This window comes from Pseudomonas sp. AN3A02 (assembly GCF_011765255.1).
Classification (GTDB): domain Bacteria; phylum Pseudomonadota; class Gammaproteobacteria; order Pseudomonadales; family Pseudomonadaceae; genus Aquipseudomonas.
In genome coordinates this window covers 445,364-468,581 of sequence record NZ_JAARNI010000001.1, presented here as the reverse complement: position 1 = coordinate 468,581, position 23,218 = coordinate 445,364, and the positions used below count along the sequence as shown (strand labels likewise).

At 60.5% G+C, this 23,218-nt stretch carries 19 protein-coding genes; 10 read left to right on the top strand and 9 right to left on the bottom strand.

Annotated elements, in window-relative coordinates; all coding sequences use genetic code 11:
• Position 1: 1 nt before the first annotated feature.
• The 5 genes from HBJ59_RS02230 to HBJ59_RS02210 all read left to right on the top strand — a co-directional run bounded on the left by HBJ59_RS02230 (position 2) and on the right by HBJ59_RS02210 (position 3,925).
• Positions 2–997 (top strand): zinc transporter ZntB, encoded by a 996-nt coding sequence (locus HBJ59_RS02230; protein WP_076017173.1) that lies wholly within the window; start codon positions 2–4, stop codon positions 995–997.
• 86 nt (positions 998–1,083) lie between these two features.
• The gene (locus tag HBJ59_RS02225) at positions 1,084–1,329 is read left to right on the top strand and encodes a hypothetical protein (protein ID WP_003215011.1); all 246 of its coding nucleotides are present in this window, start codon (positions 1,084–1,086) and stop codon (positions 1,327–1,329) included.
• Positions 1,330–1,331: 2 nt separating this feature from the next.
• Positions 1,332–2,156, top strand: coding sequence for a mechanosensitive ion channel domain-containing protein (locus HBJ59_RS02220; RefSeq protein ID WP_008432650.1), 825 nt, complete (start codon positions 1,332–1,334; stop codon positions 2,154–2,156).
• A gap of 87 nt (positions 2,157–2,243) precedes the next feature.
• Complete coding sequence (gene sigX / locus HBJ59_RS02215) at positions 2,244–2,834, top strand: RNA polymerase sigma factor SigX (RefSeq protein ID WP_076017174.1); 591 nt, start codon at positions 2,244–2,246, stop codon at positions 2,832–2,834.
• Positions 2,835–2,941: 107 nt separating this feature from the next.
• Positions 2,942–3,925: an OmpA family protein gene (locus HBJ59_RS02210; protein WP_076017175.1), complete on the top strand. Its 984-nt coding sequence runs from the start codon at positions 2,942–2,944 to the stop codon at positions 3,923–3,925.
• 60 nt (positions 3,926–3,985) lie between these two features.
• Here HBJ59_RS02210 and cobA read toward each other — a convergent pair whose 3' ends face one another.
• The 8 genes from cobA to HBJ59_RS02170 form a co-directional block, all read right to left on the bottom strand.
• A complete protein-coding gene (gene cobA, locus HBJ59_RS02205; protein ID WP_076017176.1) occupies positions 3,986–4,729 on the bottom strand; it encodes a uroporphyrinogen-III C-methyltransferase in 744 nt (247 codons plus the stop codon).
• 9 nt (positions 4,730–4,738) lie between these two features.
• Positions 4,739–7,447, bottom strand: coding sequence for a nitrate reductase (locus HBJ59_RS02200; protein ID WP_167662655.1), 2,709 nt, complete (start codon positions 7,445–7,447; stop codon positions 4,739–4,741).
• Positions 7,447–7,764, bottom strand: a complete 318-nt coding sequence (gene nirD / locus HBJ59_RS02195) for a nitrite reductase small subunit NirD (RefSeq protein WP_063032355.1) — start codon at positions 7,762–7,764, stop codon at positions 7,447–7,449. The genes HBJ59_RS02200 and nirD overlap by 1 nt, the downstream gene beginning before the upstream one ends.
• A complete protein-coding gene (gene nirB / locus HBJ59_RS02190) occupies positions 7,761–10,214 on the bottom strand; it encodes a nitrite reductase large subunit NirB (protein WP_076017178.1) in 2,454 nt (817 codons plus the stop codon). Before nirB ends, nirD begins: the two co-directional genes overlap by 4 nt.
• Positions 10,215–10,446: 232 nt before the next feature.
• Positions 10,447–12,117: a bifunctional protein-serine/threonine kinase/phosphatase gene (locus HBJ59_RS02185; RefSeq protein WP_167662654.1), complete on the bottom strand. Its 1,671-nt coding sequence runs from the start codon at positions 12,115–12,117 to the stop codon at positions 10,447–10,449.
• Positions 12,117–13,328, bottom strand: coding sequence for a NarK/NasA family nitrate transporter (locus HBJ59_RS02180; protein WP_093200446.1), 1,212 nt, complete (start codon positions 13,326–13,328; stop codon positions 12,117–12,119). Before HBJ59_RS02180 ends, HBJ59_RS02185 begins: the two co-directional genes overlap by 1 nt.
• Positions 13,329–14,410: 1,082 nt before the next feature.
• Complete coding sequence (locus tag HBJ59_RS02175; protein ID WP_167662653.1) at positions 14,411–14,986, bottom strand: ANTAR domain-containing response regulator; 576 nt, start codon at positions 14,984–14,986, stop codon at positions 14,411–14,413.
• A gap of 12 nt (positions 14,987–14,998) precedes the next feature.
• Positions 14,999–16,198, bottom strand: coding sequence for a CmpA/NrtA family ABC transporter substrate-binding protein (locus HBJ59_RS02170; protein ID WP_076017181.1), 1,200 nt, complete (start codon positions 16,196–16,198; stop codon positions 14,999–15,001).
• 237 nt (positions 16,199–16,435) lie between these two features.
• Between HBJ59_RS02170 and sctC the strand changes: the two genes are divergently transcribed.
• The 4 genes from sctC (at position 16,436) to HBJ59_RS02150 (ending at position 20,007) form a co-directional block, all read left to right on the top strand.
• On the top strand, positions 16,436–17,899 hold the full coding sequence (gene sctC, locus HBJ59_RS02165) for a type III secretion system outer membrane ring subunit SctC (RefSeq protein ID WP_167662652.1): 1,464 nt from the start codon (positions 16,436–16,438) through the stop codon (positions 17,897–17,899).
• Between the two features lie 172 nt (positions 17,900–18,071).
• A complete protein-coding gene (locus tag HBJ59_RS02160) occupies positions 18,072–18,437 on the top strand; it encodes a winged helix-turn-helix domain-containing protein (RefSeq protein WP_076017183.1) in 366 nt (121 codons plus the stop codon).
• Positions 18,434–18,895 (top strand): transglycosylase SLT domain-containing protein, encoded by a 462-nt coding sequence (locus HBJ59_RS02155; protein ID WP_167662651.1) that lies wholly within the window; start codon positions 18,434–18,436, stop codon positions 18,893–18,895. Before HBJ59_RS02160 ends, HBJ59_RS02155 begins: the two co-directional genes overlap by 4 nt.
• Positions 18,896–18,981: 86 nt before the next feature.
• Positions 18,982–20,007 carry a quinone-dependent dihydroorotate dehydrogenase gene (locus HBJ59_RS02150; protein ID WP_076017185.1) on the top strand — a complete coding sequence of 342 codons (1,026 nt, stop codon included), beginning with the start codon at positions 18,982–18,984 and terminating at the stop codon, positions 20,005–20,007.
• 121 nt (positions 20,008–20,128) lie between these two features.
• Here the strand turns inward: HBJ59_RS02150 and rmf are convergent, their stop codons facing one another.
• Positions 20,129–20,344, bottom strand: a complete 216-nt coding sequence (rmf, locus tag HBJ59_RS02145) for a ribosome modulation factor (protein ID WP_002553055.1) — start codon at positions 20,342–20,344, stop codon at positions 20,129–20,131.
• Between the two features lie 531 nt (positions 20,345–20,875).
• On the opposite strand from rmf, the gene rlmKL reads away from it, so the two are divergent.
• Positions 20,876–23,140: a bifunctional 23S rRNA (guanine(2069)-N(7))-methyltransferase RlmK/23S rRNA (guanine(2445)-N(2))-methyltransferase RlmL gene (gene rlmKL, locus HBJ59_RS02140; protein WP_063032336.1), complete on the top strand. Its 2,265-nt coding sequence runs from the start codon at positions 20,876–20,878 to the stop codon at positions 23,138–23,140.
• Positions 23,141–23,218 lie beyond the last annotated feature (78 nt).

The following is a 23,218-nucleotide window of genomic DNA, read 5'->3' as shown; positions in this document are numbered from 1 at the left end:
GATGTTCGAGGAAGAAAACGCGCAGTGGGGGCTGGTGCATGCCCTGGTGCTGGACGGTAAAGGTGGCGCGCGTTCGATTGCCCGGACAGAGCTTGATGAGCTGCAACTGCAGCCTCAGGAAAGCCTGTGGCTGCATTGGGACCGTAGTCACCCCCAGACCCAGACCTGGTTGCGCAAATCCAGCGGTTTGAGCGAGTTCGCCTGTGACCTGCTGCTGGAGGAGAACACCCGCCCACGCCTGTTGCCACTGCCGGACGCTGAACTGTTGCTGTTTTTACGCGGGGTCAACCTCAATCCCGGCGCCGAACCGGAAGACATGGTCTCGGTGCGGATCTTTGCCTCGGCAGCGCGAGTGATTTCCCTGCGTTTGCGCCCGTTGCGCGCCACCGACGAGTTGCTGGTGCAACTGGCGGACGGCAAGGGGCCGAAGACTTCCTCGGAACTGGTCCTGTATATGGCGCAGTACCTGACCAACAAGGTCCAGGATCTGGTCAGCGATCTGTCCGAAATCGTCGATATCGAAGAAGAAAAACTGGATGCCGACGAACGGTATACTCCGGAGCATGGCAGCGTTTTGCAGATCCGTCGGCGCGCCGCCGGGCTGAAGCGTTTCCTGTCGCCGCAGCGGGATATTTTCGCGCAGTTGACCCGGATCAAATTGCCCTGGTTCTGTGACGACGATGCTGACTACTGGAACGAATTGAACAACAGCCTGACCCGTTACCTCGAGGAGCTGGAATTGTCCCGGGAGCGCGTGGGGCTTGTGCTGGAGACCGAAGACCGGCGTTTGAGCCTGCGCATGAACCGCACCATGTACCGCTTCGGGATCATCACCGGGATCTTCCTTCCGATGAGTTTTCTGACCGGTTTGCTGGGGATCAATGTGGGCGGAATTCCGTTCTCTTCCAGCCCTTACGGATTCCTGATTGCCTGCCTGATGATGGTATCGGTGGCGGTCGGGCAGTGGTGGTTGTTTCGACGTTTACGTTGGGTTTGAGCTGAATGTGACCTGAACGTGGAAAGAGGTCATGTGACCCGAAGAATTTTACCCTCGTCTTTTAAATCACTTGCGAGAGGTTTTTTATGCACGATCCGTTCGAACAGTCTTTGCGTGACATGCTGAATGCCTCGCCGTCCAACCGGGACGACGATGCTTGCCTGGGTCGCGTTTTGAAAACCGCCAACCGCCAGGTCGGGGCGGGGGATCTGTTCGGTCTGCTCGGCCGCTGGTTGCCGGCATTGATGATGGCGTTGAACAATGGTTCGGCCCACGTTTCACCGGTTTCCCGTCGTAAACCTCTTGCTCGCACTGCTGATAAGGCTGAATGAATATGGAACTCGATCTCTGGACCCAGAGTCTGGTAACTGCAATGACTGCACTGTGGACCAAGGTGGCGAATTTCATTCCCAACCTGTTTGGTGCATTGGTGGTGGTACTGCTGGGGTTTGTCGTGGCCAAGCTGCTCGACACCCTGCTTTCCAAATTGCTGGCTAAACTGGGTCTTGATCGATTGATGGGTGGTACCGGCCTGACCAAGATTTTGGGGCGTGCCGGGTTGCAGGTACCGATCTCGACATTGATCGGCAAGATCGTTTATTGGTTTGTTTTGCTGATTTTTCTGGTTTCTGCGGCTGAATCACTTGGACTTGAACGAGTTTCAGCTACGCTCGACATGTTGGCGCTATATTTGCCGAAGGTATTCGGTGGCGCGCTGGTACTGCTGGTAGGGGTTTTGCTGGCGCAACTGGCCAATGGCCTGGTGCGCGGGGCGGCTGAAGGCGTCGGGCTGGATTACGCCAGCGGCCTGGGGCGAATAGCCCAGGGCCTGGTGATTATCATCAGTATTTCGGTCGCGATCAGCCAGTTGGAGGTCAAGACTGACCTGCTGAACCACGTGATTGTGATTGTTTTGATTACCGTTGGTCTGGCCGTTGCGCTGGCCATGGGGTTGGGAAGCCGGGAAATTGCCGGGCAGATTCTTGCGGGAATCTATGTGCGTGAGCTATATCAGGTTGGGCAACAAGTGCGTGTGGGCGAGGTCGAAGGGCAGATCGAGGAGATCGGCACGGTCAAGACGACAGTGCTGACTGACGACGGCGAACTGGTGTCGCTTTCGAACCGGATCTTGCTGGAACAGCATGTGACTAGCCGCTAACGCGGCGAATCCTGCTAATGTACGCCGCCGCGAACCTGGGTATCCAGACTCTGGCGGACATTGACCTGACTGTCGGCACGACTTGTTTTGAATAAAGCCCAAACGCTGTCCACGCGCTATGACCCCCGTGAGCTCTCTGATGAGGAGTTGGTCGCGCGCTCGCACACGGAGCTGTTTCACGTAACACGCGCGTACGAAGAATTGATGCGCAGGTATCAACGCACTCTGTTCAACGTTTGTTCAAGGTATTTAGGGAACGATAGAGATGCGGATGATGTCTGTCAGGAAGTGATGCTCAAGGTGCTCTACGGCCTGAAGAACTTCGAGGGCAAATCGAAGTTCAAGACATGGCTCTACAGCATCACGTACAACGAGTGCATCACGCAGTATCGGAAGGAACGGCGAAAGCGTCGCTTGATGGATGCTTTGAGTCTGGACCCACTTGAGGAAGCGTCTGAAGAAAAGGCGCCAACCCCGGAAGAGAAGGGCGGACTCGATCGCTGGCTGGTGTATGTGAATCCGATTGACCGGGAAATTCTGGTGCTACGATTTGTCGCAGAGCTGGAGTTCCAGGAGATCGCTGACATCATGCATATGGGTTTGAGTGCTACAAAAATGCGTTACAAACGCGCTCTTGATAAATTACGTGAGAAATTTGCGGTCAGCACTGAAACTTAGTGCGTGGCAAATATCTCTTACGTGTAGGCAAGTTCTGTTAGACTTGTCGCCGAGTTGTCCCCCGGTATGTGGGACTGCTTTACAATCACCAGATGGGGATTTAACGGATGAAACTGAAAAACACCTTGGGCTTGGCCATTGGTACTCTTATTGCTGCCACTTCAGTCGGCGCTCTGGCACAAGGCCAAGGCGCAGTTGAAGGCCAGCTGTTCTACAAAAAGCAGTTCAACGATAGCGTTAAGCATATCGAAGACGGCTTCAACCCTGGCGCCAGCATCGGTTACTTCCTGACCGACGACGTGTCGATCAACCTGAACTACGACACTACCAACCACACCCGTTCGAACGACGGTACTGGTAGCCAGAAGATCAAAGGTGATACCGGCAGCGTTACTGCCCAGTACCACTTCGGTCAAGCTGGTGTCGACTCCCTGCGTCCATACGTAGAGGGCGGTTTCGGCCACCAGAGCCGTACCAACGTTGAAGCTGATGGTCACAAAGGTCGCGATCAATCGACCCTGGCTATCGCTGGCGCTGGCGTGAAGTACTACTTCACCGACAACCTGTTCGCACGTGCTGGCGTTGAAGCTGACTACGCTATCGACAACGGCAAGTGGGACTACTCGGCACTGGTTGGTCTGGGCGTAAACTTCGGCGGCAACGCTGGCAAAACTGCTCCAGCTCCTACCCCAGCACCAGCTCCAGAGCCAGTTCCAGAGCCAGAAGCTCCGGTTGCTCAGGTTGTTCGTGTTGAGCTGGACGTGAAGTTCGACTTCGACAAGTCGGTTGTTAAGCCTAACAGCTACGGCGACGTGAAAAACCTCGCTGACTTCATGAAACAGTACCCACAAACCACCACCGTTGTTGAAGGTCACACTGACTCCGTCGGTCCTGACGCTTACAACCAGAAGCTGTCCCAGCGTCGTGCTGACGCTGTTAAGCAAGTCCTGGTCAAAGACGGTATTGCTCCTAACCGTGTAAGCTCGGTTGGTTATGGCAAATCCCGCCCAGTTGCTGACAACGCAACTGAAGCTGGCCGTGCTATCAACCGTCGCGTAGAAGCCTCGGTAGAAGCACAAGCAGCTCAGTAATTACTGAGTTGTAGAAAAAAGCCCGGCTTAGGCCGGGCTTTTTTTCGCCTGCAATTTGTCTCACGCAGTAGCGCTGGCCAGGGCCTCAACCGCTTGCGTTGCCTGGATTACCCGGCCAATCACCAGGATTGCCGGGCTCTTCAGGGCGAAATCCTGTGCATCGTCCTGCATCCGGGAAAGGCTGCTGCGACACTCACGTTGCTGTGGCAATGAAGCGTTTTCAATCATCGCCACCGGCATGTCGTCGCTCATTCCACCTTCCAGCAACTGTTGGCGAATCTCCCCCAACTTGGCCACACCCATGTAAATCACCAGCGTCGTACCACTCTCGGCCAGTGCTCGCCAATTGAGGCTACTGTCGTCCTGAGTGTGAGCCGTGACCAGCGTGACGCCCCGGCTGATACCGCGCAGTGTCAGCGGAATATCACAGTTCGTTGCACCGGCCAGCCCCGCCGTAATGCCATTGACCAACTCCACCTCCACCCCTTGCTGCCTGAGCCATGCCGCCTCTTCGCCGCCGCGACCAAAAATGCACGGATCGCCGCCCTTGAGCCGCACCACGCATTTGCCTTGCCGGGCATAGCGCAACATCAGGCGATGAATAAATGCCTGTGGTGTGGAACGGCAACCGCCGCGTTTACCCACGGTGATCAGCCGTGCAGTGGGGCAATGCTCCAGCAGCGCCGGGTTGACCAGATCATCGATCAGCACCACATCGGCTTCCCGCAGGGCTCTCACCGCCTTGAGTGTCAGCAGCTCCGGATCGCCGGGACCTGCGCCCACCAGCCAGACTTTTGCGCTCATATGCTTTCCTCACACCGTGATCGCGATTGGCTGCGTGCCGTTCGCCAATAGCCGTTTGATTTCCGGCACACAGGAGCCGCATTGCGTACCGCAACCCAACTCCTGCTTCAGCCCATTCAGGTCCAGGCCCCGGGCAATGCCGGCGCAGACCGCGTTTTCGCTGACGTTCCTGCAGTTGCACAACGTCTTGTTGCGGGTCGAACCGCCCCCCGGTGGCGCACTCAATGGCGCCAGCAGCCAGCGTCGCAACTGTTCATCGGTGCGACCTTCCAACCACAGGCTTTGCAACCAGTGGCGAGCCAGGGTTTCGCCGGCCAGGCGGATCGCGGTGATACGGCCCTTTTCAATTTTTACCCGCTTACCAATGGAGCGCCGCGGGTCGTCGTAGGCCATGACCGGACCGTCATTGAGGCCCAGCAACTGGTCAATCTGCTTGAGCAGGTCAAGCGCAGGCGCCTCGTGATGCGCCGCACGAATCAGCAGGGCGGGCCGCTCGCGCCCGGTCAGGCTCAGGCTGACGTAGGCAAAGCCCTCACACAGCGGTCGCAACGCTTCGAAGTGTTGCTGCACATCGCCCTCAATCAGCGCAAACAAGTGCCAGGGCAGTTGCACCGCCTCCAGGCGCACGCCGCTGTGTTTGAGTTCCGGCTGTTTGGACAGCGGATCGAACGCCGGCTGGGTGAGCGCATTGACGCCACCTTTAAGAAACCGGTCGCCCCAATGCATCGGCAGGAAAGCCTGGCCGGGACGCACGCTGTCATCGCTGTTGACCGCCACGATCACGCTGGCGCGCCGACTTTTCAGGCTGATCAGTTCACCTTCCTTCAAACGATGTCGGCGCAGTTCATCCGGGTGCAGGCTGAGCAACGCTTCACTGACATGCCCGAACAGCTGCGCAGCAGTACCCGTGCGGCTCATGCCATGCCATTGGTCCCGCAGGCGCCCGGTGATCAGGGTCAGTGGGAAACGCGCATCACGCTGCTCCTTGGCGGCGCGATAAGGGTCGGCGACAAAGTGCGCACGGCCAGTCTCAGTAGGGAAAATCCCGTCGGTATACAGACGCGGTGTTCCGCCCACGGCATCGGCCGGGAATGGCCATTGCTGTGGGCCGATCCGGTCCAGCAGGGCGTGACTGATACCCGAGAGGTCCAAGTCGCGCCCACGGGTCAGCAATTTGTATTCTTCAAAGATCTGCGCGGGTTGCTCAAAGGCAAAAAGACCCGGTTTTCCGGGACGAAGACGCCGCTCCAGGCGCTGGGCAAAATCCACGGTGATGGCCCAGTCTGGCCGCGCTTCCCCTGGTGGGTCGATGGCCGGCCGGACGTGGGAAATGCGCCGTTCAGAGTTGGTGACTGTGCCTTCTTTCTCGCCCCAGCTCGCCGCCGGCAACAACAGGTCGGCGAAACGTGCGGTCTCGGTTGTACGAAAGGCTTCCTGTAGCACCACGAACGGACACGCCTCCAGGGCCTGGCGCACGCTGTTTTGGTCAGGCAGTGATTGGGCCGGGTTGGTACAGGCGATCCACACGGCCTTGATCTTGCCAGTCTGCATCTGTTCAAACAGTTCGATGGCCGTGAGCCCGGTGCTGGCGGGGAGTTGTTCTACACCCCAATACGCGGCCACTTCTGCCCGATGTTCAGGATTGGCAGCCTCACGATGGCCTGGCAACAGATTCGACAAGCTTCCTGTTTCCCGTCCACCCATGGCATTCGGCTGACCCGTCAGGGAGAAAGGTCCACAGCCCGGACGGCCGATGGTGCCGGTCGCCAGATGCAGGTTAATCAGCGCGCTGTTCTTTGCGCTGCCTGCTGTGGACTGGTTCAGCCCCATGCACCACAACGACAGGAAGCTCGCCGAGGTGCCGACCCATTCTGCGCACAGGCGCAGTTGCTCGATACTGATCCCGCACAGCTGCGTAACCATCTGCGGCGTGTAGTCGTGAACCAGGCGTTTGAGCTCCATCAGCCCGTCGGTATGGGCCTGGATAAAATCGCGGTCGATCCAGTCTTCCCACAACAACAAGTGCAAGATCCCATGGAACAACGCGACATCCGTACCCGGCAGGATCGCCAGGTGCAGGTCCGCCAGGTCGCAGGTGTCGGTGCGCCGAGGATCAATCACCACCACCTTCATCTGTGGCCGACGGGCCTTGGCTTCCTCCAAGCGACGGAACAACACCGGATGCGCGTAGGCCATGTTACTGCCGACGATCATCACGCAGTCGCTCGACTCCAGGTCCTCATAACTGCAGGGCGGCGCGTCGGCCCCCAGGCTGCGCTTGTAGCCGACCACCGCCGAAGACATGCACAGCCGCGAGTTGCTGTCGATATTGTTGGTGCCCACCAGCGCCCGCGCGAGTTTGTTGAAGCTGTAGTAATCCTCGGTCAGCAACTGCCCGGAGATATAAAACGCCACGCTGTCCGGCCCGTGTTCGGCGATTGTCTCGGCGAACACATTGGCCGCGTGTTCCAGGGCGGTGTCCCAGTCCGTGCGGGTGCGGGCCAGGCCTTTGCCCAGCCGCAGTTCCGGGTACAACGCACGGGCAGCAAGATCGCCAGTAAGATGCAGGCTTGCACCCTTGCTGCACAGCTTGCCGAAGTTGGCCGGATGGCTCGGGTCGCCACTGACGCCGAGGATCTGCGAGCCATCATGCTCGATCAGCACGCCGCAACCGACCCCGCAGTAGCAGCAGGTGGACGCGGTGGTCTGGCGGTTCATCAACCGGCGTCCCGCAGGGCCAGCATCACCCGGCCGTTTTCCACACGGGCCGGGTGGTGATGGGCGCAGCCGACGTCCGGTGCCTGGGCTTCACCGGACTCCAGGTCGATCTGCCAGTTATGCAGCGGGCAGGCCACGCGCTTGCCGTAGATCAAACCTTGGGACAGTGGACCTCCCTTGTGCGGGCAGCGGTCGTCGAGGGCGAAAACTTCGTCGTCACTGGTACGAAAAATCGCGATGTCACCTTTGGGCCCGGTGATGATGCGCGAGCCCAGGGCGTTGATTTCTTCAAGGGCGCAGATATCCAGCCAGTTCATGCCGGCACCTCCAGCAGTTTGACGGGGAGGGTGTCGAACTCCTTTTTCAGCAGTGGCTGTTCCAGGCGTTCTTTCCACGGGTCCTGTTCGAACGACAGGGAGAATTGCAGGCGGTCATTGAGCGCCTGGCGCCGCGCCGGGTCTTCCAGGACGGCCTTCTTGATGTGCTCCATGCCCACCCGTTGCAGGTAGTGCACGGTGCGCTCCAGGTAGAAGGCTTCTTCCCGGTAGAGCTGTAGGAAAGCGCCGTTGTATTCGCGCACTTCTTCGGCGGTTTTCAGCTTGACGAAGAACTCGGCAACTTCAGTCTTGATCCCGCCGTTACCGCCGATGTACATCTCCCAGCCGGAATCGACGCCGATAATTCCCACGTCCTTGATCCCCGCTTCCGAGCAGTTGCGCGGGCAGCCGGACACTGCCAGCTTGACCTTGTGGGGCGACCACATATTGAACAGGTCATGTTCCAGCTCAATCCCCAGCTGTGTGGAATTCTGCGTACCAAAGCGGCAGAACTCGCTGCCAACGCAGGTCTTCACGGTGCGGATGGATTTGCCGTAGGCATGGCCGGACGGCATGTCGAGATCCTTCCATACACCGGGCAAGTCCTGCTTCTTGATGCCCAGCAAGTCGATACGCTGCCCGCCGGTGACCTTGACCATCGGCACGTTGTACTTGTCGGCCACATCGGCGATGCGCCGCAGTTCCGATGGATTGGTCACACCGCCCCACATCCTCGGGACTACCGAGTAGGTACCGTCTTTCTGGATATTGGCGTGGGCCCGTTCGTTGATCAGGCGCGATTGCGGATCGTCTTTCGCCTCGCCGGGCCAGGTGGAAATCAGGTAATAGTTGAGTGCCGGGCGGCAGGTGGCGCAGCCGTTCGGGGTGCGCCAGTTCAGGTAGCTCATGGTGCCGGCGATCGTCAGCAGGTGCTGGTCGCGGATGGCCTGGCGGATTTGCCCATGGTTGAGGTCGCTGCAGCCGCAGATGGCTTTTTCGCTTTTCGGTTTGACGTCCGCTGCGCCGCCCACGGTGTTGATCAGGATCTGTTCCACCAAACCGGCGCAGGAGCCGCAGGAGCTGGCGGCCTTGGTGTGTTTTTTCACGTCGTCGACGCTGAACAGCCCGTGTTCCTGAATCGCCTTGACGATGGTGCCCTTGCACACGCCGTTGCAGCCGCAGACTTCAGCACTGTCGGCCATGCTCATGGCCTTGTCCTGGCCTTGGTGGCCTACATCGCCGATGGCGTTTTCGCCGAACATCAGGTGATCACGGATCTCGCCAATGGCATGGTTCTCACGGATCTGCCGGAAATACCAACCGCCGTCAGCCGTATCGCCGTACAGGCAGGCGCCGACGAGGATGTCGTCCTTGATCACCAGCTTCTTGTAGACGCCGCCAATCGGGTCGGAAAGGGTGATGGTTTCGGTGCCTTCGCCACCCATGAAATCCCCGGCGGAGAACAGGTCGATGCCAGTGACTTTCAATTTGGTGGAGGTCACCGAACCCTGATAACGCGCGAAACCCAACTGGGCGAGGTGGTTGGCGCAGACCTTTGCCTGTTCGAACAGCGGTGCGACCAGGCCATAGGCGATCCCGCGATGGCTGGCGCATTCGCCGATGGCATAGATGCGCGGGTCGTAGGTTTGCAGGGTGTCGTTGACCAGAATCCCACGGTTGCACGGGATGCCGGATTTTTCCGCGAGCTCGGTGTTGGGGCGGATACCGGCAGCCATCACCACCAGGTCGGCGGGGATCACATCGCCATTCTTGAACTGCACCGAGCCGACGCGGCCGTTGCCGGCGTCATGCAGCGCTTGGGTTTGTTCCTGCAGGCGGAACACCAGGCCGCGGCTTTCCAGTTCGGTTTGCAGCAGTTGGCCGCTGGTCTTGTCCAGTTGCCGCTCCAACAGCCACTCGCCGATATGCACCACAGTCACGTGCATGCCGCGCAGCATCAGGCCGTTGGCGGCCTCCAGGCCCAGCAGCCCGCCGCCGATCACCACGGCGTGCTTGTGGGTCTTGGCGGTGTCGATCATGGCCTGGGTGTCGGCGATGTCGCGGTAGCCGATTACACCCTGCAACGTATTGCCGGGGATCGGCAGGATAAACGGCGTGGAGCCGGTGGCGATCAGGAGGCGATCGTACTCGGCCTCGCTGCCGTCTTCGGCGATGACTTTGCGTTTGACCCGGTCGATTTGCACCACTTTGCGGTTGAGCAGCAACTTGATGTTGTTATCGAGGTACCAGCTCAAATCGTTAAGCACGATCTCTTCGAAGGTCTGCTCACCGGCCAGCACCGGCGACAGCAGGATGCGGTTGTAATTGGTGTGGGGCTCGGCGCCGAAGACGGTGATGTCGTACAGGTCGCTGCTCAGCTTGAGCAATTCTTCAAGGGTGCGAACCCCGGCCATGCCGTTGCCGATCATCACCAGTTTGAGTTTCTTCATGTCGTTCTCCGCAGTGGCTCGACAAATCGTGCGCAACAAAAAAAGGCGTCCCCGCTAGATAAGTAGCGAGGACGCCTTTGTCCTGGTCCCGTTCTCTCGGGAAGCTCGACCTTCGACGTTGAAGGTGCGGCTATATGTGTGTTGATGGAAAAGCTAATGCAGTGGTTGTGCCAAGTGGCGGTTTGGCCGGATTTGTTCGGTCTGGCGCCGATGTGTCGGGGGATTTCGCCTCTTAGTGGTGCAACAGCCAGTACAACAGCACCAGATTGATCAGCAGCGACAGCACCGCCAATGTTTGCCAGACCTTGAGCGGTTCGCGCTCCAGCAGTGGTTTTGGTCGCGTGCTCAACTCGCGGCGGTCTGCCTGCTCTAGCACCAGCAACCATTCCTCGGCGGTTTCATAACGTTGCTCGGGTTGCGCGGCGACGGCGCGCTCCAGACTTTGTTGCAGCCAGTCGGGCAGATCGGGGCGGTAACGGCTGGCGCTGACAGGCGCGGTGAACCGGGGGCGCTGGAAAGCTTCGATTTCGCCGTAGGGATAATGCCCGGTGAGCAGGTAATACAAGGTCACGCCGACGCTATACAAATCCTGTTGCGGAGTAGGGCGTTCGCCGTTGAAGGCTTCCGGGGCGATAAAACTCGGCGTGCCAGGCAGCAGGTGCGCGCGATCCTCGGAAAGCCCGGGGCAGTAGGCCAGGCCGAAATCCAGCACGCGCAATTCGTTATCGTCGCCCAGCAGCAGGTTTTCCGGCTTGATGTCGCGGTGCAGGATCTGCCGGCGGTGCAGCAACCCGACCGCGCGCAACAGGCGTTCGGCCAGGGACTGCCACTGCGCCAGGGGCAGTGGGCCCTGGTGCTTGAACAGTTCGGCCAGGGTTTGCCCGGCATATTCACGCATCACGTAGTACAAATGCTGACGACCGTTGGCGGGATGGACTTCAGGAAACGCGCGGCCGGCGACGCGGCGCAGGAACCATTCCTCCGACAGCAATGCCTGAGCGGCGAACACGTCATCGTCATGGCTGACCGGCAAGGTTTTCAGCAGCCAGGCCTGTTGCTGGGCATCGCGCACCCGGTAGAGCAAGGATTGGCGGCTTTGCCCCAGCAGCGTTTCCACCTGCCAGCCTTCGAAACGCTGGCCGGCTTTCAAGGGCGGCGGCAGCGGCCATTGCTGCAACTGCACCAGTGCATCACCCAGGGTGGCAGCGCCGAGCTGGTCGACACGCACCAGCAGGGCGCTGGCATTGTCCTGACTGCCCGCCAGGTGCGCAGCGCTGACCAAGGTGTTTACCGCGAGGTTCAGGTCCGACTGTTCCCGCAGGATTGCGCTGATGCGGGTGTCATCCAGGGTCGCCCACACACCGTCGCTGAGCAGCAGAAAACACTCACCGGCCCGCAACTCGCCGTCGAGGAAATCCAGTACCAGATGTTGATCCAGGCCCATGGCGCGCTTGAGCACATGCTGCATGCCCGGTTGCTCCCACACATGCTCTTCGCTCAGGCGCTGCAACTCGCCATCGAGCCAGCGATACACCCGGCAATCACCCACATGGGCCAGGGTGAAGCGCTGGCCGCGAAACACCAGGGCGCTCAGGGTAGTCAGCAACGGCTGGCCGCCGCCGTTGGCTTGCAGCCAGCGATTCTGTGCCACCAGCAAGCGTTCCAAGGCCTGGGCCACGCCCCAGGTTTGCGGCGTGGCGTAGTAGTCCAGGGCCAGGGCTTGCAAGGTCGAACGAGCAGCCAGTCCGCCATCGGCGCATTGGCTGACGCCATCGGCGATGGCGCACAGGTAGCCTTTGCTGGCTGCCAGCTCCGGGGCTGGCGTGACCAGGCGCAAGGCGTCCTGGTTTTCCTGCCGAGGGCCGGTGGCGCTGGCTTGGGCGAAGCTCAGTTGCAGGCTCATCAGACCCGGGCAGCCGTCACCGCTGCCGAGCCCCAGGTGGTTCTCCAACGACGCTTGACGCCGTACAGGCCGAACCACGCCAGTACGCCCAGGCTGGCGAACAACCACAGTGCCAGTTGATAGCTGCCGGTGCTTTGCTTGATCGCGCCCATGCCCGCCGCCAGGGCGAAACCGCCGATGCCGCCGGCCATGCCGATCAGGCCGGTCATGACGCCGATCTCCCGATGAAAACGCTGGGGCACCAGTTGGAACACTGCGCCGTTTCCTGCACCCAAACCGAGCATGGTGCAGACGAAAAGCGCCAGGGCGGCGTAGGAACTTGGCAGGTTAAACCCCACCGCCGCGATGCAGATCGCGGCCACGCCGTACATGCCGAGCAGGGTGCGAATCCCGCCAAAACGATCGGCCAGGGCGCCGCCCAAAGGCCGCATCAGGCTGCCGCCGAACACACAGGCAGCGGTGTAGTAACCGGCGGTCACCGGGCTCAAGCCGTATTGGTCATTGAAGTAGCCGGGCAGGGCGCTGGCCAGTCCGATAAAACCGCCGAAGGTCACGCTGTAGAAGAACATGAACCACCAGCTATCGCGGTCGCCCAGTGCCTTGAAGTAGTCGGCCATGGACTTGGCTTTGGGCCGTTGCGGGGCATTGCGGGCGAGCCAGGCGAAGACGATCAGGGTCAGGATCAGCGGGATCAGCGCAAAGCCGAACACGTTGCTCCAGCCAAATGCGGCGGCCAGTACGGGTGCCAGCAAGGCCGCAAATACTGTCCCGGAGTTGCCGGCGCCGGCGATGCCCATGGCCTTGCCCTGATGCTCGGCGGGGTACCACTGGGACGCCAGGGGCAGGGCGACGGCGAACGAGGCACCGGCCATGCCGAGGAACATCCCCAGCAGCAAGGCTTGTTCGTAGCTGTGAATCCCGAGTTTCCAGGCGCCGAAGAGGGCGCAGATGACGATCACCTGGCCAATCAGGCCGGCGGTCTTGGGCGAGAGTTTGTCGGCGAGCATGCCCATCAGGAAGCGCAGCACTGCGCCGGCGAGGATCGGGGTGGCGACCACCAGGCCGCGTTGTTGGGTGGTGAGGTGCAGGTCGGCGGCGATTTGCACCGCCAGTGGGCCTAACAGGTACCAGACCATGAAACTCAGGTCGAAATACAGGAACGCGGCGAACAGGGTTGGGGTGTGGCCGGATTTCCAGAAGCTTGATTTCATCACGCACCTCAGCGGTAAAGGGGTCTTATAAGAAGGCCTGGTGATGGAACGGCTGTGGCCGCCCCACCGGCCCCGGGCTATGGGGCCAAAACGAAAAAACGCCGCCACCGGGTTCGCGAGGGCAAACCGGGTGTGCGACGTCTTTGTCGTGGAGGGGGCAACCGCCGTTGGCTACCTGTGGGGATTCTTTAGCAAGAGGTGGGCCAACAGGGGGTGGGTGGTTTTTTTGATTGTGTGTATATCCGTTATTTAGGTAACGGCGGCTTATGGTTCCGCTCTTACAGCGGGTCACTTTTGGCAAACGCCCCAAAAGTAACCAAAAGGTCTTTGCCCCACCACTCGGTGCCTCGCCCAGGCTCGGCATGCCCGCACTCCGGCCCGGTTCCGCGGGCCGCCGCGACGGGCCATCCATGGCCCGGCGCGGCTAAATCGGCTTCCCTGCCGATTTACCCGCTCCACCGTGCCTGCTTGCGGCCATCGTGGTTTAACGGGGCCCGCAGATCAAGATCACAAGCAGATCAAAAGCAAGAGCACAGCGGCCTCCCGGCCGGCTTGAGTGTTAGAAGCAGAGGCAAGATCCAGAGCGAAAGCAGGGCTGCTTTCCTGTAGGAGCGAGCTTGCTCGCGAAAAACCAGAGGGCGCCGCGTTCATCCAGGATGCCAGCGTCATCGTTAACGACCTTCGCGAGCAAGCCCGCTCCCACATTTGGACCGTGCCCGCTTTAGCTTCTGATTTGGCTGTTGCTTCACCACACTCAAGCCGGCCTGTAGGCCGCTGTGCTGTTGATCTGCTTGTGATCTTGATCTTAGGCGCCCCGTTAAACCACGCTGGCCGAACGTAGGCAGTACGGAGCGGGTAAACCGGCAGGACGCCGGTTTAGCCGCGACGGGGCAGGGACGCCCCGTCGCGGCGGCCCGCTTCGTGCTGCCGGAGCTGAGGGCACACCGAGCCTAGGCGAGGTGCCGAGTGGTGGGGCAAGAGCGTTTTGCTTACTTTTGCGCTCTTCAAAAGTGAGCCGCTGTAAGAGCGGAACCAATACCAGCCATCACCCAAAAAACGGATATACACACAACAAGAAGCCCTCACCCCAACAACTCACTCATCGCAATAATCTGCTCCGCCACCTGAATCAGCTTCTGCTGCCGACTCATCGCCTGACGCCGCATCAGCGTGTAGGCCTCGTCCTCATTACACCCCTTCATTTTCATCAACAGCCCCTTGGCCGTTTCAATCCGCTTACGCTCCGACAACTGCTGATCCCGAGCCTGCAACTGCGCGCGCAGCGCCTGGTCACTCTCGAACCGCGCCATCGCCACATCCAGAATCGGCTGCAACCGCTGCGCCTGAATCCCCTCGACAATATAGGCACTGACCCCGGACTTGATCGCCTGACGCATCACCCCCGGATCATGCTCATCGGTAAACATCACAATCGGCCGCGGCTGGTCGCGACTGACCAGCACCACCTGCTCCATCACATCCCGCCCCGGCGACTCGGTATCGATCAAAATCACATCCGGGCGCACCGCCTCAACCCGCGCCGGCAGGTCAATCGTCAACCCCGACTCATCGATCACTTCAAACCCGGCCTCGGTCAACGCGGCCTTGAGCCGCCCAACCTTGCGCGGCGTGTCGTTGATCAACAGGATTCGCAACATAAGATCCTCCTGTCAGCGCAAGGCCTGGCGACTGGAAACGTCGGCCATGGCGTGCAGGCGAAAGCTGCGGGCATACCCGGCCGGGTCCGAACCGTCCCAGACCTTGCCGTCGATCAACTGGCTGCTGCGCATGGCCTCGCCTCCGGCGGGCACACCCACGGCGCTGGCCGCCTGGCGATAGATATCCAGTTGCTGCACGCGGCGGGCAGTGCCGAGGTAGTCCGGGTCTTCCCGCAGCAGGCCCCAGCGGCGGAACTGGGTCATGAACCACATGCCATCGGACAGGTACGGCAAGTTGACTTCGCCATGGCCAAAAAAGCGCAGCGCATGGAGATCCTGCCAGTGGTTGCCGAGGCCGTCGTCATAGTTGCCCAGCAGCCGCGGTTCGATGCAGTCCAGCGGCGCGTCGAGGTATTGCGGGGCGCTCAGCAGTTGCGCGGTAGAGCGCCGGTTCTCAATACTTTCCTCGATAAAACGGCTGGCTTGCAGAATCGCCATCACCAGTACCCGGGCGGTGTTGGGGTATTGCTCGACAAACGCCTGGGTGCAGCCGAGGACTTTTTCCGGATGATCCGGCCAGATCGCCTGGGTAGTCGCCAGGGTGAAGCCTTGATTTTGCTTCACCGCACTGGCGCACCAGGGTTCGCCAACGCAAAAACCATCGATGCGCCCGGCTTGCAGGTGCGCAACCATTTGTGGCGGTGGCACCACCACACTGTCCACATCCTGCAACGGATGGATGCCCTGGCTCGCCAGCCAGTAATACAGCCACATGGCGTGAGTGCCTGTGGGAAAGGTCTGGGCGAAGGTGAGTTTTGTTCGGCTTTGGTGCACGCGACGATCCAGTGCCTCAGGACTGGTCACCCCCTGCTGCTGCAGGCCACGGGACAGGTTGATGCTCTGGCCGTTCTGGTTCAGGCCCATCAGCACGGCCATGTCGGTGGGCGCCACGCCGCCGATGCCCAGGTGCACGGCGTAGATCAGGCCGTACAGGCTGTGGGCGGCGTCCAGTTCGCCGCTGACCAGGTTGTCCCGCAGGCTGGCCCATGACGACTGACGCTTGAGATTCAACGTCAGGCCATAGGGCTGCGCGAAGCCCTGGGTGGCGGCGACCACCACCGAGGCGCAATCGCTCAGGGCCATGAATCCCAGGTTGAGACTGCTCTTTTCCGGGGCATCGCTGCCGTTGACCCAAGCCAGGGGATCACTCATCAATACGTACCTTTCATAAAAAAACGCCGTTCCGTCGGGCCACTCACAGGAGAAGCCCGGGGTAACGACGTCTGTGTCCTTGAGCCCGTTCCGCCGTTGGCGCGGGCTGCGATAGACAAGGCAAAGCAAGGCACATGCCACGACGTGCGCAGGATAGGCGGGGCGTCAGCTTTCCATCAGGATTGAAATTGACGTGCCTCGCAGTATGGCCGCTCTTTCAGCCCGGGCCATGCAGGCATGTTCATCAACCCTCACCGTTTTTCGACGCTGCTTTTCTGGCTGTTGATGCTGGGCAGTTCCTGCGTGCTCGCGCAGTCCTATCAGGCCCGCGATGAAAGCCTGCACACCTTTTTTACCGCGCTGTCGTTGCCACTGGGGCAGCCGATCGTTGTCAGTCAGGCGGCGGCGCGCAAGCGTATCAGCGGAGCGTTCGATTTTGATTCGGCGCAACCGCTGCTGGAGTCGGTCGCCCGGCAGCAAGGCCTGATCTGGTACAGCGACGGCCAGGTGCTTTACCTCTATGACGCCGACGAGGCGAAAAGCTCAGTGGTGACCTTGCGGCACATTTCGGTCGATATCCTGCGCGGGTTCATGCGCCGCTCAGGGCTCGACGAGGTGCGTTATCCGCTGCGGGCGAGTGGGGCGCGGATGTTCTATGTGTCCGGGCCGCCGAACTATGTCGACCATGTGTTGCGCCTGGCGCAACTGATGGACCGCCAGCGTGCGGAGTTGCGCATGGGGTCGCAGCGGATCGGGGTGGTGCAGGTACTCAACACCCACGTTGCAGACCGTGAGTACGACATGGGCGACAAAACCGTCACGGTACCGGGCATGGCCTCGATGATCGAAAAACTGCTGGCCGTCGGGCAGAAGCCTGACTCCCCGGGGCAACCCGGACTACTGGACGACAGGGATATTTCGGTGCTGGCGTACCCGGACACCAACAGCTTGTTGATCAAGGGCAAGCCTGAGCAGGTGAGCTTTATCGAAAGCCTGGTGGCGGAACTGGATGTGCCGAAACGTGCGGTGGAGGTCTCGTTGTGGCTGGTGGATGTGGATCGTGATGAGCTCAAGAAGCTGGGTGCGGCCATGCACGAGGGGGCCGGCGAGCCTTCCGCAACCCGGGTCATGGCGCCCGTCGATGACGACACCTTCATGAAGCGGATCTCGGCACTGGAGCCGCGTCGGCGCGCAAAGGTCACGGCGCTGCCGGTGATTCTTACCCAGGAGAATGTGCCGGCGGTGTTCAACGATAACCAGACGTTCTATCTGCCCCGGCCAGGTGAGGACAGCGATGAGTGGCAACCGGTGGTCTATGGCACACAGTTGAGTGTGTTGCCGCGCTTCGCCGAGGCGGGTGAAATCGAGATGCTGCTCACCGTTGAGGATGGCCGCCAGATGGGCAAGGCTGGCAGTCGCGACAAGCGCTCGGCGGCGGTGGAGCGTGTGGGGATCAGCAGCGTCGTGCGTGTGGCACCGGGCAGACGGCTGCTGGTGGGGGATTTTCAGCGCGATACCGGAGCGGCCTTGTCCGGACGTTATTACGGGCCTATGGCCAACAGTGTGCGTCTGTTTGTCATTCAGGCGACATCGGTCAGGGACGCCGTGCATGCCCGGGCGGAGCCTGGGCAGGCGCCGCCGCTGACACCCTCCCAGCACGAGCGGGTGAAACGTGCATTTACCCGCGTGATTGAGGGATAAACCGTCGTTGTCCTGTGCGGGGTGGTGTCGAAAAATCCTACGCAGCCTGTCTGGAAAAAAACAGTGCCTGCGGGCTTTGTCCTCTCCTATATCGCCGGTGAGCTTTTTATAGTCGCGACTTTCCGGGAAAACCATTGTTGGAAATAAGGGTGAGTTGGGTGCAGAGGACTGAATGGCCGTGTTGAATGATGGGGTGCTGGCTGCCCCGATGGTCTTTGATCGCTGGACATTGCATGGCGACGGCAGGCTGACCGATGAAGACTCGGATATTCAACTACCGCCCAAGGAAGGGCAGGTGCTGCGCGTGCTGCTGGCGTCGGCCGGTGTGTTGGTGACCAAGGATCACTTGCTGGAACAGGCATGGCCTCATAACGAGGCCACCGAAGAGTCTCTGACCCGTTGCATCTGTTCGCTGCGTAAAATTTTGAAGGACGGCAGGGGCCTGATCAAGACGGTGTACGGCAAAGGGTACCGAGTGACCTGTGCGGTCACGGTGACGAGCCATGTCTGTTCCACCTGCGGTCGAGGTCAGGCATGAGAAGCGCCTGGCGCAATAGCGCGCTGCTGCTCGCGCTCTGCTTGAGCAATGAAGCCAGGGCCTATTGCTGGGCAGAGGCCGCCAGCGTGCACGGCATCGAACCGGAGTTGTTGCAGGCCATCGCTGCGGTGGAATCGGGCTATCGCGCCGAGGCCATGAATTACGCCAACAACAACGGCACCCGTGATATCGGGCTGATGCAGATCAACAGCATTCACCTGCCACGCCTGCTCAAGTTGGGCATTACCGAACAACGCCTGCTGGATGAGCCTTGTCTGTCGGTGGAAGTCGGCGCGTCGATCCTTGCCGACTTTATCAAACAGTTCGGCTACAACTGGACGGCCATCGGTTCCTACAATGTGGGCGGAGGTCCCGGGCCTCAGCGCGAGGCTCTGCGTCTTCGCTATGCGCAAAAAATCTGGGTTCGCTACGAGGAACTGATGGCGTACCGCAACTGACGTTTGGACGGCACGCCTCGCATGCAGCCCTTCACCCCGGCTATAATCGCCGCCACCTTTCGCCGCCATCCGAGTCAATCCCGCCCATGTATACCCTGGCCCGCCAGCTGTTGTTCAAACTCTCTCCGGAAACCTCCCACGATCTGTCCCTGGATTTGATCGGTGCCGGTGGCCGCCTGGGGCTCAATGGTCTGGTGTGCAAGGCCCCGGCGAAAATGCCGGTGTCGGTGATGGGGCTCGATTTCCCCAACCCGGTGGGCCTGGCTGCCGGCCTGGACAAGAACGGCGCGGCCATCGACGGTTTTGCGCAGTTGGGTTTTGGCTTTGTCGAAATCGGCACCGTGACCCCACGACCGCAGCCGGGCAACCCGAAGCCGCGGATCTTCCGCCTGCCGGAAGCCGAGGCGATCATCAATCGCATGGGCTTCAACAACCTGGGTGTGGATAACTTGCTGTCACGGGTTCAGGCGTCGAAGTACAAGGGCATCCTGGGGATCAACATCGGCAAGAACTTCGACACGCCGGTGGAGCGTGCGGTGGATGACTACCTGATTTGCCTGGACAAGGTCTACGCCCACGCCAGTTACGTCACCGTCAACGTCAGCTCGCCGAACACCCCGGGCCTGCGCAGCCTGCAATTTGGCGACTCCCTCAAGCAATTGCTCGAAGCCTTGCGCCAGCGTCAGGAAGATCTGGCTGTGCGTCACGGCAGGCGTGTGCCGTTGGCGATCAAGATTGCCCCGGACATGAGCGATGAAGAGACCGTACTGGTGGCCCAGGCCCTGGTGGACTCGGGAATGGATGCGGTGATTGCTACCAACACCACCCTGAGCCGCGTCGGTGTCGAAGGCCTGGCTTTTGGTGATGAGGCGGGCGGCCTGTCCGGTGCGCCGGTACGCGACCAGAGCACTCACATCGTCAAGGTGCTGGCGGCAGAGTTGGCAGGGCGTTTGCCGATCATTGCGGTGGGCGGCATCACCGAGGGCAAGCACGCGGCCGAGAAGATCGCCGCTGGCGCCAGCCTGGTGCAGTTGTATTCCGGTTTTATCTACAAGGGCCCGGCATTGATTCGCCAGTCGGTGGATGCGATCGCGGCGTTGCCAAAAGGTTAATCGAGGCCCATTAAAAAGGGCTCCTCGAAGGAGCCCCTGGGCCGAAGCCCGCCGCCCGGATGGGGCGTGCGTGGTTAAGTGGTTGCGTATTCGTGCTGGTGTCGGAATTAAATGCCCTTGATTAGCCGACGGCGTGAAGTTCGTTGAGTCTGTGGATTCCCGCAGTGCCAGTCATACCGTCCCAGTTGTCGCCGCGTCCTTCTCGCCAGCCGTTGATCCAGGCTTGGCGTACCGACGGTAGAGTAAATGGGCAAAGCTCACGGGATTTGCCATGAACGCCATATTGATATCCGCGTAAAAATGCTCTTTCCAACGGATCACGCTTAAGTCTTCTCATAGGGTGTTTCCCTCACTTGTTGACTGTCTTGATATCCTTCGGCCCCGTCCGAGGCCGGGCAGAGTTTTTCTGCCGTTGGTGCGCTCGCTGCCGGCGTGGCGAGCACTGTGTCGGCGTCGTTACGGCGCCAACCTGTGTTGAGTTCTAACCAATAGGTCACATGGATTCAATGATCGTTTTGTCATAAGCACGTAACGATAATGATGCTATAGCCATAAGCTGGCATGGCTTTTCGCCCCTTTTCTTGGGCAAACCCAGCTATGATGTGCCCTTCAAAGAGGATGGGTTTAATCCTTTAGTGAGAATGCCCACCCGATGCAGTCGGTTATTATTCGACGAAGGGTCAGAATATTTCTTTTTGTTGCTTCAAATACTTGAACTGCCCCGTCGATAAAGGCCCAAAAGGCGTGTAGCCGGGGTGGAACGGCACATTCGTGCCACACGAGCGCTCTTCAAGAAAAGCGCTTGATTGAAAACCGAGCGCGCGATGCGTCGCCCGTTCACTTATTGCTGAAAAGCCTGGAATGCCCCATGTCGGACCGTTTTGAACTCTTCCTCACTTGCCCAAAGGGCCTCGAAGGCCTGCTGATCGAGGAAGCCGTCGGGCTTGGCCTTGAGGAAGCACGCGAGCACACCTCGGCCGTGCGCGGCATGGCCGACATGGAGACTGCTTACCGCCTGTGCCTCTGGTCGCGCTTGGCCAACCGCGTATTGCTGGTGCTCAAGCGCTTCCCGATGAAGGACGCCGAAGACCTGTACCACGGCGTGCTGGACATCGAGTGGGAAGACCACATGCTCGCCGACGGCACCCTGGCCGTTGAATTCAGCGGCCATGGCTCGGGCATCGACAACACCCACTTCGGCGCGCTGAAGGTCAAGGATGCGATTGTCGACAAGCTGCGCACCCCGACCGGCGAACGTCCGTCCATCGACAAGATCAACCCGGACCTGCGCATTCACCTGCGCCTGGACCGTGGCGAAGCGATCCTCTCCCTCGACCTGTCCGGCCACAGCCTGCACCAGCGCGGCTACCGCCTGCAGCAGGGTGCCGCACCGTTGAAAGAGAACCTGGCGGCAGCGATCCTGATTCGCTCCGGCTGGCCGCGTATTGCTGCCGAAGGCGGCGCGCTGACGGACCCGATGTGCGGCGTCGGTACCTTCCTGGTGGAAGGCGCGATGATTGCCGCCGACATGGCCCCCAACCTGAACCGTGAGCTGTGGGGTTTCACCGCCTGGCTCGGCCACGTTCCGGCGCTGTGGAAGAAACTTCATACAGAGGCCAGCGAACGTGCCGCCATCGGCATGGCCAAGCCACCGCTGTGGGTTCGTGGTTACGAAGCTGACCCACGCCTGATCCAGCCAGCGCGTAATAACATCGAACGCGCCGGCCTGAGCCACTGGATCAAGATCTACCAGGGCGAAGTCGGCACCTTCGAGCCGCGTCCGGACCAGAACCAAAAGGGCCTGGTGATCTGCAACCCGCCTTACGGCGAGCGCCTGGGTGATGAAGCCAGCCTGTTGTACCTCTACCAGAACCTCGGCGAGCGTCTGCGCCAGGCGTGCCTGGGCTGGGAAGCGGCGGTGTTCACCGGTGCCCCGGACCTGGGCAAGCGCATGGGTATCCGCAGCCATAAACAGTACTCGTTCTGGAACGGCGCCTTGCCGTGCAAATTGCTGCTGATCAAGGTCACCCCGGACCAGTTCGTCACCGGCGAGCGTCGCACCCCGGAACAACGCCAGGCCGAGCGTGAGCAAGCGGCCTACGACCAGGCGCCGACCGAGCCGCAAGAGCGCCAGTACAACAAGAACGGTAACCCGATCAAACCTGCCCCGGCCCCGGTGGTCGAGCAGGCGCGTTTGAGCGAAGGCGGGCAGATGTTTGCCAACCGCCTGCAAAAGAACCTGAAGCTGCTGGGCAAATGGGCCAAGCGCGAAGGCGTCGATTGCTACCGTGTTTACGATGCCGACATGCCGGAATACTCCATGGCCATCGACCTGTACCACGACTGGGTTCACGTCCAGGAATACGTGGCGCCGAAGTCGATTGACCCGGAAAAAGCCTCGGCACGCATGTTCGATGCCCTGGCGGCCATTCCTCAGGCGCTGGGCATCGATAAGAACCGCGTGGTGGTCAAGCGTCGCGAACGCCAGAGCGGCACCAAGCAGTACGAGCGCCAGAGTGCCCAGGGCAAGTTCACCGAAGTCAGCGAAGGCGGCGTCAAGTTGCTGGTCAACCTGACCGATTACCTGGACACCGGCCTGTTCCTCGATCATCGCCCAATGCGCATGCGCATCCAGAAAGAAGCGGCCGGCAAACGCTTCCTCAACCTGTATTGCTACACCGCCACCGCCAGTGTGCACGCCGCCAAGGGTGGCGCGCGCAGCACCACCAGCGTCGACCTGTCGAAAACCTACCTGGACTGGGCGCGCCGCAACTTCTCCCTCAACGGATTCTCCGACAAGAACCGCCTGGAGCAGGGCGACGTGATGGCCTGGCTGGAAGCCAGCCGCGATGAGTTCGACATGATCTTCATCGACCCGCCGACCTTCTCCAACTCCAAGCGCATGGAAGGCATCTTCGACGTGCAACGTGACCACGTGCAGTTGCTCGACCTGGCCATGGCGCGCCTGGCGCCGGGCGGCGTGTTGTACTTCTCGAACAACTTCCGCAAGTTCCAGCTGGAAGACAACCTCGTCGAGCGTTATGCCGTCGAGGAGATCAGTGACAAGACCATCGACCCGGATTTTGCGCGCAACGCCAAGATCCATCGGGCGTGGAAAATCACCGCTCGCTGATCACTGCGTTCTGAAGCCGCAAGCCCGGATCATTCCGGCCTTGCGGTTTTTTTTGCGCTGGTCAAACGCAGGTCCTGT

What these genes read in the sequence shown, in the direction of transcription:
- HBJ59_RS02230 (WP_076017173.1), top strand. Translation starts at nt 2, where the DNA reads ATGTTCGAGGAAGAAAACGCGCAGTGGGGGCTGGTGCATGCCCTGGTG.
- HBJ59_RS02225 (WP_003215011.1), top strand. Translation starts at nt 1,084, where the DNA reads ATGCACGATCCGTTCGAACAGTCTTTGCGTGACATGCTGAATGCCTCG.
- HBJ59_RS02220 (WP_008432650.1), top strand. Translation starts at nt 1,332, where the DNA reads ATGGAACTCGATCTCTGGACCCAGAGTCTGGTAACTGCAATGACTGCA.
- HBJ59_RS02210 (WP_076017175.1), top strand. Translation starts at nt 2,942, where the DNA reads ATGAAACTGAAAAACACCTTGGGCTTGGCCATTGGTACTCTTATTGCT.
- cobA (WP_076017176.1), bottom strand. Translation starts at nt 4,729, where the DNA reads ATGAGCGCAAAAGTCTGGCTGGTGGGCGCAGGTCCCGGCGATCCGGAG.
- HBJ59_RS02200 (WP_167662655.1), bottom strand. Translation starts at nt 7,447, where the DNA reads ATGAACCGCCAGACCACCGCGTCCACCTGCTGCTACTGCGGGGTCGGT.
- nirD (WP_063032355.1), bottom strand. Translation starts at nt 7,764, where the DNA reads ATGAACTGGCTGGATATCTGCGCCCTTGAAGAAATCAACGCCCTGGGC.
- nirB (WP_076017178.1), bottom strand. Translation starts at nt 10,214, where the DNA reads ATGAAGAAACTCAAACTGGTGATGATCGGCAACGGCATGGCCGGGGTT.
- HBJ59_RS02185 (WP_167662654.1), bottom strand. Translation starts at nt 12,117, where the DNA reads ATGAGCCTGCAACTGAGCTTCGCCCAAGCCAGCGCCACCGGCCCTCGG.
- HBJ59_RS02180 (WP_093200446.1), bottom strand. Translation starts at nt 13,328, where the DNA reads ATGAAATCAAGCTTCTGGAAATCCGGCCACACCCCAACCCTGTTCGCC.
- HBJ59_RS02175 (WP_167662653.1), bottom strand. Translation starts at nt 14,986, where the DNA reads ATGTTGCGAATCCTGTTGATCAACGACACGCCGCGCAAGGTTGGGCGG.
- HBJ59_RS02170 (WP_076017181.1), bottom strand. Translation starts at nt 16,198, where the DNA reads ATGAGTGATCCCCTGGCTTGGGTCAACGGCAGCGATGCCCCGGAAAAG.
- sctC (WP_167662652.1), top strand. Translation starts at nt 16,436, where the DNA reads ATGTTCATCAACCCTCACCGTTTTTCGACGCTGCTTTTCTGGCTGTTG.
- HBJ59_RS02160 (WP_076017183.1), top strand. Translation starts at nt 18,072, where the DNA reads ATGGCCGTGTTGAATGATGGGGTGCTGGCTGCCCCGATGGTCTTTGAT.
- HBJ59_RS02155 (WP_167662651.1), top strand. Translation starts at nt 18,434, where the DNA reads ATGAGAAGCGCCTGGCGCAATAGCGCGCTGCTGCTCGCGCTCTGCTTG.
- HBJ59_RS02150 (WP_076017185.1), top strand. Translation starts at nt 18,982, where the DNA reads ATGTATACCCTGGCCCGCCAGCTGTTGTTCAAACTCTCTCCGGAAACC.
- rmf (WP_002553055.1), bottom strand. Translation starts at nt 20,344, where the DNA reads ATGAGAAGACTTAAGCGTGATCCGTTGGAAAGAGCATTTTTACGCGGA.
- rlmKL (WP_063032336.1), top strand. Translation starts at nt 20,876, where the DNA reads ATGTCGGACCGTTTTGAACTCTTCCTCACTTGCCCAAAGGGCCTCGAA.